This is a genomic window from Deinococcus sp., from assembly GCF_025362455.1.
In the GTDB taxonomy this organism is placed as follows: Bacteria; Deinococcota; Deinococci; order Deinococcales; family Deinococcaceae; genus Deinococcus.
In genome coordinates this window covers 1-12,693 of record NZ_JANYGJ010000074.1, presented here as the reverse complement: position 1 = coordinate 12,693, position 12,693 = coordinate 1, and the positions used below count along the sequence as shown (strand labels likewise).

At 66.7% G+C, this 12,693-nt stretch carries 9 protein-coding genes; 4 read left to right on the top strand and 5 right to left on the bottom strand.

What is annotated here, in order from left to right; translation table 11 throughout:
- Together Q0R23_RS05310 and Q0R23_RS05305 are read left to right on the top strand one after the other, a co-directional pair.
- The coding region (locus Q0R23_RS05310) for a hypothetical protein (protein ID WP_293911140.1) at positions 1-393 on the top strand (393 nt) is incomplete at its 5' end.
- A gap of 382 nt (positions 394-775) precedes the next feature.
- Positions 776-1,684, top strand: coding sequence for an NAD(P)-dependent oxidoreductase (locus Q0R23_RS05305; protein WP_293911138.1), 909 nt, complete (start codon positions 776-778; stop codon positions 1,682-1,684).
- A gap of 181 nt (positions 1,685-1,865) precedes the next feature.
- Here the strand turns inward: Q0R23_RS05305 and Q0R23_RS05300 are convergent, their stop codons facing one another.
- The 4 genes from Q0R23_RS05300 to topA form a co-directional block, all read right to left on the bottom strand.
- A complete protein-coding gene (locus Q0R23_RS05300; protein ID WP_293911137.1) occupies positions 1,866-2,765 on the bottom strand; it encodes a complex I NDUFA9 subunit family protein in 900 nt (299 codons plus the stop codon).
- Positions 2,766-2,888: 123 nt separating this feature from the next.
- Positions 2,889-3,494 carry a helix-turn-helix domain-containing protein gene (locus tag Q0R23_RS05295; protein WP_293911135.1) on the bottom strand — a complete coding sequence of 202 codons (606 nt, stop codon included), beginning with the start codon at positions 3,492-3,494 and terminating at the stop codon, positions 2,889-2,891.
- Positions 3,491-4,405 carry a cobalamin B12-binding domain-containing protein gene (locus Q0R23_RS05290; RefSeq protein WP_293911133.1) on the bottom strand — a complete coding sequence of 305 codons (915 nt, stop codon included), beginning with the start codon at positions 4,403-4,405 and terminating at the stop codon, positions 3,491-3,493. The genes Q0R23_RS05295 and Q0R23_RS05290 overlap by 4 nt, the downstream gene beginning before the upstream one ends.
- Positions 4,406-5,406: 1,001 nt before the next feature.
- Complete coding sequence (gene topA / locus Q0R23_RS05285; RefSeq protein WP_293911130.1) at positions 5,407-8,352, bottom strand: type I DNA topoisomerase; 2,946 nt, start codon at positions 8,350-8,352, stop codon at positions 5,407-5,409.
- A 239-nt stretch (positions 8,353-8,591) separates the two neighbouring features.
- On the opposite strand from topA, the gene glgP reads away from it, so the two are divergent.
- The gene (gene glgP, locus Q0R23_RS05280; protein WP_293911127.1) at positions 8,592-11,129 is read left to right on the top strand and encodes an alpha-glucan family phosphorylase; all 2,538 of its coding nucleotides are present in this window, start codon (positions 8,592-8,594) and stop codon (positions 11,127-11,129) included.
- Positions 11,130-11,193: 64 nt separating this feature from the next.
- Here the strand turns inward: glgP and Q0R23_RS05275 are convergent, their stop codons facing one another.
- Positions 11,194-12,078, bottom strand: a complete 885-nt coding sequence (locus Q0R23_RS05275) for a DMT family transporter (RefSeq protein ID WP_293911126.1) — start codon at positions 12,076-12,078, stop codon at positions 11,194-11,196.
- A gap of 232 nt (positions 12,079-12,310) precedes the next feature.
- On the opposite strand from Q0R23_RS05275, the gene Q0R23_RS05270 reads away from it, so the two are divergent.
- Positions 12,311-12,592 carry a hypothetical protein gene (locus tag Q0R23_RS05270; RefSeq protein ID WP_293911124.1) on the top strand — a complete coding sequence of 94 codons (282 nt, stop codon included), beginning with the start codon at positions 12,311-12,313 and terminating at the stop codon, positions 12,590-12,592.
- Positions 12,593-12,693: the final 101 nt, after the last annotated feature.

Sequence of the window (12,693 nt, the reverse complement as noted above, 5' to 3'; positions counted from 1 at the left end):
GACGCCCAGGTGCTGATGTATTACTCGGCTTATGTCAATCCCGGCACCGACGCTGCACAACCCTGGCCCACCACCGGCTTCACTGGCCGCGCCACCCTGCTGGCTGACGGATTGACCGCCACCGGCATGAAGTTCGAGGATTCAGCCAGTTGGAAATGCACCGACCCAGCAGCAACAAGCGGCGTGGGCACCAGTGCTGGAGCCCTCATGCTGTGCAGTGACCCGGCCATTACCGCCCTCAACGTCACCAATGCCAATGCCCTTCGAACGGTCAGCGCCACCCAGTTGAGCGTGACGTTGCAGTCCAGTGCGCTGCGAAAGGGAAGTGCCAACGTTTCCAGCGATCTGCGTTTTTGGCTGGCGCCGCGCAACGTCGGAACGGGCGTGCAGTAGTTAAGTGTGATCTCCGAGCTTCATTGGACCTGAATAGCCCCTCCTCACCCAGCCGATCATCAACACGGCGACGTGAACAGAACGAGCACCCCCAATCCAGGGTGCTCGTTTTTTGGCGGATGACCACAAAGCCGGGTGGCCCTGGGTTCATTCATACCAACTTAAGATGAGTCGAAGACGAATCCGAGCGGGCGGGCAGGCCCCATACGGGTGCCGTTGTGCCCAAGACAGCGAGTATAAGCAATACGGGATGGCGGCGATGGAAGTCTATGTTGGCGCTTTTTCAACATAGACTGGAATCAGAGCAATCCCGTATCACATGCAGTTGGTGAAACAGGCATCCTGACAGACCACACTGCCGCGCCGCGCTAGCCTGAGCCGGATGAATCCCTCTGACTCCTCCCCTGCCCCGATCACCCTGGCCTTCCTGGGCCTGGGCGCCATGGGCTACCCGATGGCCCGCTGGCTTGCGCAAAGCAGCCAAGAGAACGGCCACACCCTGCTCGTCTGGAACCGCCACCGGGAGAGAGCCGAGGCGCACACCGCCGAGACCGGCAGCCGCGTGGCCGAGTTGGGCGACCTGGCAAACGCCGACCTGATCGTCACCTGCCTGCCCACCAGCGCCGAGGTGGACGAGGTGATGGCCCGGTTGCCGAATCTCAGGCCCGGCGCCGTCTGGCTCGACTGCACCAGCGGCCACCCGGACGCGGCGCGGCGTCAGGTCGAGGAGTTGCGCTCACGCGGCGTCACCTTTCTGGACGCTCCGGTGTCGGGTGGCGTGGTCGGCGCCGAGGCGGGCAAACTGACGGTGATGGTCGGCGGCGACGCGGCAGCGCTGGAGCGTGTGCGTGCGCTGCTCAGCTTCGCGGGCCAGGTCACCCACGTCGGGCCGAGCGGGGCGGGCTTTGCCGTCAAGGCGATCAACAACGCGCTGCTGGCCGTCACGCTGTGGGCGACGGGAGAGGGGCTGGCGGCCCTGGCCGGGTCTGGGGTGGACCTGGGCGCGGCACTGAGCGTCATCAACGCGTCGAGCGGGCGCAGCAACGCCTCACAGAACCTGATTCCTCAGCGGGTGCTGACCCGCCAGTTTCCACCCACCTTCAAGCTCGGTCTGCTCGCCAAAGACGCCGACATCGCCATGGACGTGGTGCATGCGGTGAAAGGCAGTACGCCGCTGCTGGCTCAGGTGGCCGCCCTGGTACGCGGCGCCGCGCAGCTCATCGGGCCGGACGAGGACCATACGGCGGCGCTGAAGCTGATCGAGCAGATGAACGGGGTGGAGTTGAGATAGGGGCGGGACGCGGTGTGCAGGGGGCAGTGTGCAGGGGGCAGTGTGCTGTAACGGCAGCTCTCTGTTCGCCCTCACCGCGCACCGCCTCCCCTCTGAACAACTTTGACGGCCCAAACTTTAATGGCCCGAACTTTGATGGCCCAGCCGCCCTAGGCCCTTCCCACGGGCCACAAGCCGCGCCTCAGCGCCCCAGCAACTTCGGCAGCTCCGTTTCCAGATTCAGCATCGGCAGATCGAACGCCCGCCTCGCCGGTTCGGGGTCGCCGGTATTGCCCTCCAGCAACATGGCGTACTGGTCTCTGGTGATCGGCGGCGTGGGCAGCAGTCCCATCAGCGGGACCATCAGGTTCATCAGCGGCAGCGGCACGGCGGCGATGGGTTTGCGCTTACCCAGCGCGGCGAGTTCGAGTTTCAGGAGCTGCCGGAAGGTGTACTCCACCGGGCCGGTCAGCTCGTAGGTCTGGCCTGCCGTCTCAGGCCGCTCCAGGGCCAGGGCGAACGCCTGGGCCACGTCCTGCACGCTGACGGGCCTGAACGGAAAGTGGCCGTCGCCGATCTGCGGCACCACCGGGGCCTGCGAGACCAGATTTTTCAGCACCCGTCCGAAAAAGTCGTCACCCGGCCCGAAAATCAGCGACGGCTGGAAGATGGTGTAGTTTAGCGTGCTCGACCTGACCAGTTGCTCGGCCTGGCCCTTGGTGGCGCTGTAGCCGCTGCGGCTGCCGGGATTGGCCCCCAGGGCGCTCATGTGGAGGTAGCGGGCGCCGGGCGGCGTAACGGCCAGCACGTGACGGGTGCCCTCGACATGCACGGCGCCGAAGGTCTGGCTGCCCTTCTCGGCAATGATCCCGACGAGGTGAATGACCGCCTGGGGTTGCGCCTCAGCGACGGCGGCCTGAAGGCTTTCCAGGCTGGTCACGTCGGCTTTGAGGCCACCAGCGCCGGGCAATTCCGAGCCCGAACGCGACCCGGCGAAGACCGTGTGGCCGCGCCGAGAGAGCTCAGCCACCACCGCCCTGCCGACAAACCCGGTGGCCCCGGTGACGAGTACGCGCAGGGAGGATAGAGAAGTTTGAGTCATGGAGGCTCCAGGGTGAGGTGGGATGGGTGACGCTGAGCCTGGATGCTAGCGCAAGGGCGCACGCCGGGGGCGCCGCTCACGTGCCTGGAGCTGGGCTTGAGGACATCGGTGCTTACCGGGCAGCTACTTTACCGGCTCGCCCCGCGCCACCAGGGCCTGCAAGCCGCTGATGTTGGTCAGGGTGATGTGGCGGTAACCGGTTTCGATCAGGCCCGCGTCGCGCAGTTCGGTGATGGCCTTGCTGACCGACTCGCGCGTCGACCCGCTGCCCTCGGCCAGCAGTTCGTGGGTGGCGCGGACGTACAGGCGGTTGTCGGGATCCTCGGCGCCCAGCGGGGTATCGGCCAGTTCGAGCAGGTAGCGCACCACCCGCTGGCGCAGATCGCCCGACTGGAGGCTCACCTCGTGGTCCATGGCCCGGCGCATCTGCTCGCCGAGGCTGCGGGCCAGTTCCAGAACGTTCGGCACCGGCAGTTGCAGCGGGTTGATGGTCACCACGCTCGAACCGGTCAACGCCTCGGCGTGGTGCAGGTAGCGTCCGTTATGCAGCACGTCCTCACCGCAGTAATCGCCGGGCAGCACCAGCCGCAGGGTAATCAGGCGGCCACGCGGCGTGACCTGGCCCAGCCGCACCAGCCCGGTTTCGACCCGGTAGAGGTGATACACCGGGTCGTTCTGGCGAAACAGGTAGGCGCCCCGGTTGTAGCGCACGCTGGCGGCGGCGCTCACGCCCGCACCTCCAGCGCGGCCACGATCATCTCGGCGGCCTGCACCGCGTCGGGTCCGGCCCACTGACCCAGCCCGGCGGCCAGCGTCGGGTCGGTGTTGAGAATGCTGCCGCCCACGAACACCGGCAGGGGCGTCAACTCCGGGCCTGACAGGTCCAGGCGCTGCTCAAGCGCGGCGTCGAGCGAGGTCCGGGTATTGACGCTGAGCAAAATGGCCTGGGCACCCACGCTGCGGGCGTACACGCCCAGATCGCCGAGCGGCGTGTTGATGCCCAGATAGCGCACCTGCACCCCCAGGCGCCGCAGCACCACGCACAGCATCAGCAGCCCGATCTCGTGGTGCTCCTGCGGCCCACCGGCAGCCACCACCAGCGGCCCGAAGCGGGCGTTGCTGCCTGCCGCGTCGAGCAGGCTGCTGACCCGTGCGCGCAGGTACGCCGTGGCGTGGTGCTCGTGGGCGATGGTGATCTCACCGCGTATCCACCGCTCCCCGATGACGACCAGCGCCGGTTGCACCAGATCCATCAGCACGGCTTCGGTGCTCATGCGGGCGTGGGCCTCAGCCAGCAGTTGTCCGGCCCGCTCGTCGTCGGCTTTCATCAGGGCCTCGACCAGTTCCAGCAGTGACGCGTCGCTGGGCGCCCTCAGCGTCGGCGCGACGGGCAGCGCCAGGTGAGCGCGGGCCAGCTCGGCGGCGCGGCTGGCAGGCACCCCGGCCTGAAGCTGGCGGCACATGAACTCGATCAGCGCCAGGTCGCTGTGGGAATACAGCCGGTAGCCGCTGGCATTGCGCACGGGCGAGGGCAGGCCGTAACGCCGCTCCCACTGCCGCAGGGTCGTGGCCAGCACGCCGCTGCGCGCCTCCACCTCGCTGGCGGTGAACAGTCCGGTTGAATCGGCCAGAAGACTCATCTGTCGGCCATTAAGCCACACGGGCAAGCCTGAAAACCGTATCAATTGACAAGCTGAACACCCAGCGGGCCGTTCTGACACGGCCTGGCGGATGCTCGGCGGGTGCAAACCGCTCCACATCAACTCTTTTGCTACCCGTTCCGGTGAACTTGTATTCACCCGCTCAGCAACACAGTGTAATATGGACTTCAATTGAATCTGGTACGAACTACGGGTTCAGTCCGATCAGGCGGTCAGGCAAGGCGAGGGCCGCTCTGACCAAGGGCGCTCAGTGCTGCACGTATCTCTCTCATAAACTTAGCGACACCGATGAACACAGCGTTGTTGGCTCCTCTCCCCCTGCGGGAGAGGCTGGGAGAGGGGTAGCGCAAACGCTCTCCCAGCGCGGTTCAAGGAAAAAGACATCCGGCGAAAGTCGGCGTAGCAACGAAGATGAGAGACTTGCGTGCATCACCAAGCTTCAAGGGCGGGAGTGGGAGAAAGCACGGCCCTGTGCGGAGGCAGACGTGCAGGCGGCGCTTCCTGGGCAGAACGGGAGGAGTGGCGTCCTGATGGGCGTCCGTTCACGACGACGCACCTACCGGGCGTCCTGGCGAGAGCGGCACGTACCGGGCCTCTCTCTTGCCACCTCGCCTCTCTCACCACCTCGCCGCCTTCCCGACTGTGCGGGAATGGAGCGGAGGGCCGTGCAACTTGCCGCTGCCGGAATCAGGCTGTAGGCCGCGCTCAGAGCAGTACTCCGAATTACGCCACGGGGAAAACAGCCTCCCCGCGCCTCCATTCTGCGTCCTGCTCAGTTAAAACTACTCGCTCCGCTCGGTCATAAAAAGGGTCTTTTTATGACATCTGCTCAGAGCGCAGACCTCCCCTTCACAGCCGCACGAAGGCCCCGCCCGCCAGGTCCACGAGCAGTTCACCCTCCAGGCACCTGACGGCGCCGTCCGCCGGGCCACACCGCCGTCAGGTGCAGCGCGGCGGGACCGGGCACCGTGGGCTTAGGCTCAGCTCGCCCGCGCCGCCTGGTTGAGCTTCTTGCTGGCCTGGAGCGCCATGCCCTTGGCCTTCTTGATATCCAGGCCCAGGCCCGGCGCCACGGCCTCGACCTTCTCGCCGCGCTCGCGGGTGGCGGTCACCAGTTCGCGCTCCTGGCTGCTGAGCACGCCCAGGTGGGGCCTGAGCTGCGCCCAGGTCAGCGGGACGGAAGCGGGCTTGGCGGCGGCTTTCGGCCTGGCCTTGGCAGCCGTCTTCGCGCTTGTTTTGGACACCACAGTTCTGGAGCCTGTTTTCGGAGCAGCTGACTTGCCAGTAGCCGATTTGCCAGCAGCCGATCTGGACGCGGGCTTCTTCGCTCCGGCTTTCGGTGCGGCGCGGCCCGGCTTGCCCTCCTTCTTCTTGGGCTCCTTGCCGCGCTCCTCCAGAATGCTGCGGGCGTCGTCGCTGCTCATTCCGGCCTGGTCCTCGCCCTTGCGCAACGTCGCGTTTCTCTCGCCATCGGTCAGGTACGGCCCGAAGCGGCCACTCTTGAGCGTAATCGGGGCGCGGTCCTCGTACTCGAAGGCGGCCAGCGGCGCGGCGGCGGCGCCCCGGCCTCCCCGGAAGCGCGGCTGCATGAACAGCGCCTCGGCCTCGATCATCGAGGTGGTGAACAGTTGCTCCGGGATACTCAGGCTGCGCGAGTCGCCCCCGCGCTTGAGGTACGGCCCGAACTTGCCGTTGTAGGCCCAGACCTCCTCGCCCTCCGAGACGCCCACCAGGCGCGGCAATGACAGCAGCTTGAGCGCCCGGTCCAGCGTGAGCGTGTTCAGGTCGTCGCTGGGAAACAGGCTGGCGGTGCGCAGCGGCGGATTCTCCTCGCCGATCTGGACATAGGGGCCGTAACGCCCGGCGCGGGCCAGCACCGGCTGACCGCTGCCCGGATCTTCGCCCAGCAAGCGGTCCCCGCTGGGGCGCGAGAGCAACTCCTCGGCCTTGTCCAGCGTGAGTTCGTCGGGGGCGGTCTCTTCGGGGATGTTGGCCTTGGTCTCGCCGCGCGACAGGTACGGGCCGTACTTGCCCACCCGGACCTCGATGCCGCTGCCCGCCAGCCGGGGCACCTCGATGGTGGCGACCACGCGGGGGTCGATGGCCTCCAGTTCGCGCTCGATCAGCGGACGCAACCCCATGCCGCCGTCCTCGCCCAGAAAGAACGAGCGCAGGTATGGGGCGCGTTGCTGGCGGCCCCCGGCGATCTCGTCCAAGTCCTGTTCCATGCGGGCGGTGAAGTCGTAATCGACCAGCGAGGCGAAGTGGCTTTCCAGCAGCGCCGAGGTGGCGAAGGCCGTCCAGGTGGGAATCAGCGCCTGCGACTTCTTGTTGGCGTAGCCGCGCTCCTGGATGGTGCCGATGATGCTGGCGTAGGTGCTGGGCCGCCCGATGCCCGCGCCTTCGAGCGACTGGACCAGGCTGGCCTCGGTGTAGCGGGCCGGAGGCTGGGTGGTGTGCCCGGCGGCTTCGGGCTCGGCGGCGGTGACGCGCTCGCCGACCTTCAGCGGCGGCAGCAGGGTCTCGCGGTCTTCGAGTGCAGCCTGGGGGTCGTCACGGCCCTCGACGTAGGCCCGCAGGAAGCCGGGGAAGTCGATGGAGCGCCCAGAGGCGTTCAGCACGGCATTTCGCCCGTCCGTCGCCTGGCCGCCCAGCCGCACCTGCATCCGGCGTCCGCGTGCGTCGCTCATCTGCGAGGCCACCGTGCGCTTCCAGATCAGGTCGTAGAGCTTCCACTCCTCGCCGCCCAGTTCGCCCCTCAGGCTGTCAGGCGTGCGGAAGCTGTTGCCCGCCGGGCGAATGGCCTCGTGGGCCTCCTGGGCGTTCTTGGCCTTCTTGGTGTAGCTGCGCGGCGAGGCGGGCAGGTAGGCGTCGCCGTACAGCGCCTTGACCTGGGCGCGGGCGGCGCTGATGGCCTCGGCGCTCAGCGTTGTGCTGTCGGTGCGCATGTAGGTGATAAAGCCGCCCTCGTACAGGCGCTGGGCGGCCCGCATGGTCTGCTGGGCACCGAGGCGCAGCTTGCGGCTGCCCTCCTGCTGGAGCGTGGACGTAATAAACGGCGCGTAGGGCTTCTGGGTAAAGGGTTTTTCCTCGGCGCTGAGCACGGTGAACGGCTGCTCGCGCAGGGCGGCGGCCAGGGCTCTGGCGGTGCTCTCGTTCAGGCGCAACACGCCCGCCCCGGCCAGGACTTCGGGCTTGAGCTGGCCGGTCACGGCGTCGAAGTCGCGGCCCTGGGCGAGTCGCTGGCCTTCGACCTCGGCGAGTCTGGCCGGAAACGCCTCACCCTCGCTGGTGGCGCAGCCGATGTCGATATCCCACCAGTCGCTGGGCACAAAGCGCATCCGCTCGCGCTCGCGCTCGACCAGCATGCGGGTCGCCACGCTCTGGACCCGGCCCGCCGAGAGCTTGGGCGCCACCTTGCGCCACAGCACCGGGCTGACCTCATAGCCATACAGACGGTCGAGCGCCCGGCGGGTTTCCTGGGCTTCCACCAGATTGGTGTCGATGCTGCGCGGGTGGGCAATGGCGGCCTGAATGGCGTCCTTGGTGATCTCGTGAAAGACCATCCGCTTGACCGGCACGCGGGGTTTGAGTTCCTCGAACAGATGCCAGGCGATGCTCTCGCCCTCGCGGTCGTCGTCTGTCGCCAGGATGACCTCGTCGGCCTGCTGGGCGAGCTTGCGCAGGTGGGCGACGTGGCTGCGCTTGTCGGGCGAGACCACGTACAACGGCTTGAAATCCTCGTCGATGTTCAGGCCGAGCCGCGCCCAGGCCAGACCCTTGTACTTTTCGGGAATCTCGGCGGCGCTGCGCGGCAGGTCGCGGATGTGGCCGATGCTCGACTCGACGGTGTAGCCCTTGCCCAGAAACTTGGCAATGGTCCGGGCCTTGGCGGGACTTTCGACGATAATCAGGGTATTAGACATGGGCGTTTTCCAGGGGAACTCAGGGAGCATGAGGCGAGGCAGTGGACTGACCAGACGGAGAATGGCTGCACTGTATTACACGTGGGCGTCACAAAACGGTCACAGCGTCCCGAAGGCCGAGCTGAAATGAGCGCCGTGAGCCCAGCCAGGCGCCGCCTCGACCAGTCGGGCCACTCAGGCCGGGTCACTGCGTTAGACGGCTCCTTTGGCGCCGAAATCCATCGTGTACACTTGACACCATGAACGTCATCGGCACCGTCACGGTTTTGCCCCGCTTGCCCGCAGCCCTCGTGCGGCTCGAAGAACTCGCCTACAACCTCTACTGGGCCTGGACCCCCAAAGCCCAGAACCTGTACCGGCAGCTCGATCCGGCCAACTGGGAGCGCTTCCAGCACAACCCGGTGCAGACGCTGCTGGAAACCTCCGCCGCCCGCCTGGAGGCGCTGGCCGCCGACGCGGACTACCTGGCCCAGTACGCCGAGGTGCTGGAGCATTTCGACGCCTACATGAACAAGGGGCGCTGGGGCGGGGGCGACGTCTGGGCCGCCAAAAACGCCGCCGGGGTGTTGCCGGTGGCCTACTTCAGCATGGAATACGGCTTCCACGAATCGCTGCCGATCTATTCCGGCGGCCTGGGCGTGCTGGCAGGCGACCACTGCAAGTCCGCCTCCGACCTGGGCCTGCCCTTCACGGCGGTGGGGATGCTGTTTCACCAGGGCTACTTCCGGCAACTGCTGAGCAAGGACGGCTGGCAGGAGGAAGCCTACGACGAGCTGAACCTGACCACCCTGCCGGTTCGCCCGGCCCTGACCAAGAGCGGCGAGAAGGCCAAGGTCAGCGTGCGGATCGCCGGGCGCGAGATTACCTTGCAGGTCTGGAGCCTGCTGATCGGGCGCATTCAGGTGCTGCTGCTCGACAGCAACGTGCCGGAGAACTCGGAGGACGACCGCAAGCTCACCGCCCGCCTGTACGGCGGCAACCAGGAACTGCGCATCCAGCAGTACGTGCTGCTGGGCGTCGGCGGCGTCCGGGCGCTGCGGGCACTCGACATTCCGGCCAGCGTGTATCACATGAACGAGGGCCACGCCGCATTGATGGGCCTGGAGCGGGTGCGCGAGTACGTGGCGGGCGGCCTGGACTTCCGCACCGCGCTGGAAGCCACCGCCAGCAGCACGCTGTTTACCACCCACACCCCGGTGGCGGCGGGCAACGACGCCTTCACCTTCGACCTGATGGACCGCTACATCGGCGATTGGCCCGCCCAACTGGCCACCAGCCGCGACGAGCTGTACCACCTGGCCGAGCACATCCAGAACTGGGACAACCGCCTGGTGCCCGCCTTTTCCATGACGGTGTTTGCGCTGCGGATGTCGCGGATGGCCAACGGGGTATCTGAACTCCACGGCGAGGTCAGCCGGGGCATGTGGAACTTCCTGTACGAGGGGGCCGCGCCCGAAGAGGTACCTATCGGGCACGTCACCAACGGCGCCCATAACCTGACCTTCCTGGCCCAGCAGTACCGCGATCTGTTTTCCACCGTGCTGCCCGCCGACTGGACCGAACGCCTGGAAGACAAGCAGATGTGGGAGGCGGTCAGCACCATTCCCGACGCCCAGCTTGCCGACACCCAGCACGCCCTGAAAGTCGAGATGATCGGCTTTGTGCGCTCCAGCTTGCAGGAGCAGCTTCGCCGCACCGGGGCGCCCGCCGCCGAGGTCTCGGCTGCCGGTGAGGCCCTCAGCGCCGAGGCCCTGACCATCGGCTTCGCCCGCCGCTTTGCGACCTACAAACGCGCCACGCTGCTGTTCCGTGACCGCGAGCGCCTCAGCCGCATCGTGAACAACCCGGAGCGCCCGGTGCAGTTCGTGTTCGCGGGCAAGGCGCACCCCGCCGACAACCCCGGCAAGGCCTTTATTCAGGAAATCTACAAGGTCTCGCGCGACCCCGAATTCCGGGGCAAGATCGTGATTCTCGAAAACTACGACATGGACGTGGCCCGCCATCTGGTGCAGGGCGTGGACATCTGGCTCAACAACCCGCGCCGCCCGCTGGAGGCGTCGGGCACGTCGGGCATGAAGGCGAGTTTCAACGGGGCGCCCAATTTCAGCATCCTCGACGGCTGGTGGCGCGAGGGTTATGACACCACCAACGGCTGGCCCATCGGCGAGGAGCGCGAGTACAGCGACCTGAACATTCAGGACGACGCCGACAGCTTCAGCATGTACGAGGCCCTGGAAGACCAGATCGTGCCGCTGTACCACGTCCGCGACGCCCAGGGCCAGAATCACGGCTGGCTCCAGACGGTGCGCCGGGCCATCATCACGGTGAGTCCGGAATTCGCCATGCAGCGCCAGGTCATCGACTACGTGCAGCAGTATTACCTGCCGCTCTCGAAGCGCGGCGCCGAACTCAGCGCGGCCAACTTCGAAAAAGCCCGCGCCCTGGGAAGCTGGAAGGGCTGGGTGCGTCAGCAGTGGCCGCACGTGCAGCTCCACGCCAGCGCCCAGCTCCCGGCCACCGTGCAGCCGGGCGAGCAGGTCCGGGTCAGCGCCCAGGTGAATCCGGCGGGCATTCCGGAGAGCGAAATCCGCATCGAGGCGGTGCTCAGGCACGGCGAGCACACCCTGCACGTGCCGATGAAACCGGGCGGCAGCGGTCACTATGAGGTCAGCATTCCCCTGGCCGACAGCGGCATGTACAGCGTCGGCGTGCGGGCCATTCCGTATTCGGCGGACCTGAGCAACCCGATTGAGCTGGGCCTGATCAAGTGGGCCTGAGCGCAAACTGACGGGGAGGGGCGGCTGAGATGGCCGCTCTTTTGCTGGGGCGCCAATTCAACACTCACCGCGTCAGACGGCTCAGCAGCGCGGTGCCCACCACGAACAGCGACGCGACCACCGTCGCCGCGCCGATCTGCTCATTCAGCAGCAGCGCCGACCACAGCACCGTCAGTACCGGCTGGAGCAGTTGCACCTGCCCGGCGCGGGCCACGCCGCCCATCGCCAGGCCCTTGTACCAGGCGAAAAAGCCCAGAAACACGCTGAACAGCGACACGTAGCCGAAGGCCAGGCACGCCGTCAGCGAGGGTAGATGCGCGGGCCAGGGCGAGAGAAAGGTGGCCAGCATGGAGACCGGCAGCGAGAAGGCCAGCGCCCAGCTCACCACCCGCCAGCCGCCCATCTCGCGGGCCAGCCGTCCACCCTCGGCGTACCCCGCTGCCGCCAGGACGACGGCCAGCAGCATATACAGGTCGCCTGCCGAGAGCTGCCCGGCACCCTGCACTGCGGCGAAGACCAGCACCGCCACCACGCCCAGGGCACACACCAACCAGAACACGGGCCGGGGCCGTTCGCGGGCCAGCAGCACGGCGGCGATGGCGGTCATGGCAGGTAGCAGCCCCACCACGACCGCCCCATGCGAGGCGGGCACCGTTCGCAGCGCCAGGGCCGTGAAGATGGAGAAGCCGAACACCGTGCCGACCGCGACGATCAGCAGCCCCCGCCAGTGGCGACGCTCCGGCACCTTTTCGCGCAGGATGAGCAGCAGGGCCAGAGCCAGCACGCCCGCCAGCGCCGAGCGGCCAAAGCCCACCAGATAACTGCCGAATTCGGGGACGGCCAGGCGGGTAGCAGGCAGCGTGAAGCTGAAACACAACATGCCCAGCGCCGCCCACCACCAGCCAGCCGCCTGAGTGCTTGGGACAGGTAAGGTGGGCGTGGACTCCATACGGTGTATTCTGGCACGCCCTGGCTGTCACTCCGGGCGCTACAGCCTCTCCCCCGCCTGAACGCTCACTTCCCCAGCCGCCAGCGCGTCAGCACCTTGTCGCGGGTGAGAGTAATGCCGAGGGCGGCATTCGAGTCGCCTTTTTTGCTGCGCCGCCGACCAGCCTGGCCACTACACTGAGCTATGACCGTGCCGGACGCTCAGAATTCCGCCGAAATTCGGAGTATGATAGATGTATGACGATCTGTATGACAGTGAAGGCGGATTGGAACCGTGTGACGAACCGGGTGAAAGATCACTTCATCTCGGCCTGCACTGGGACGATGGAAACCGGCAGCATTTCCGCGAACGACTGCGCCTCTCGCCCGATCAAGTGAACGCCGGAATTGCAGCAGGCTACCTCTTTCTGGAACCCGACGAGATCGGGTGCCGCTTCCGCTATCTGTTCAGGCCGGAACCTTCTTTGTACGCCACCAGTCAGATGCCGGTCTACCGCCTAGAGCAGATGTCATAAAAAGACCCTTTTTATGACCGAGCGGAGCGAGTAGTTTTGACTGAGCAGGACGCAGAATGGAGGCGCGGGGAGGCTGTTTTCCCCGTGGCGTAATTCGGAGT

Bases quoted from the DNA above. Each gene is read 5' to 3' on its own strand.
- topA (WP_293911130.1), bottom strand. From the start codon at position 8,352: ATGTCTAATACCCTGATTATCGTCGAAAGTCCCGCCAAGGCCCGGACC.
- Q0R23_RS05290 (WP_293911133.1), bottom strand. From the start codon at position 4,405: ATGAGTCTTCTGGCCGATTCAACCGGACTGTTCACCGCCAGCGAGGTG.
- Q0R23_RS05270 (WP_293911124.1), top strand. From the start codon at position 12,311: ATGTATGACGATCTGTATGACAGTGAAGGCGGATTGGAACCGTGTGAC.
- Q0R23_RS05300 (WP_293911137.1), bottom strand. From the start codon at position 2,765: ATGACTCAAACTTCTCTATCCTCCCTGCGCGTACTCGTCACCGGGGCC.
- glgP (WP_293911127.1), top strand. From the start codon at position 8,592: ATGAACGTCATCGGCACCGTCACGGTTTTGCCCCGCTTGCCCGCAGCC.
- Q0R23_RS05305 (WP_293911138.1), top strand. From the start codon at position 776: ATGAATCCCTCTGACTCCTCCCCTGCCCCGATCACCCTGGCCTTCCTG.
- Q0R23_RS05275 (WP_293911126.1), bottom strand. From the start codon at position 12,078: ATGGAGTCCACGCCCACCTTACCTGTCCCAAGCACTCAGGCGGCTGGC.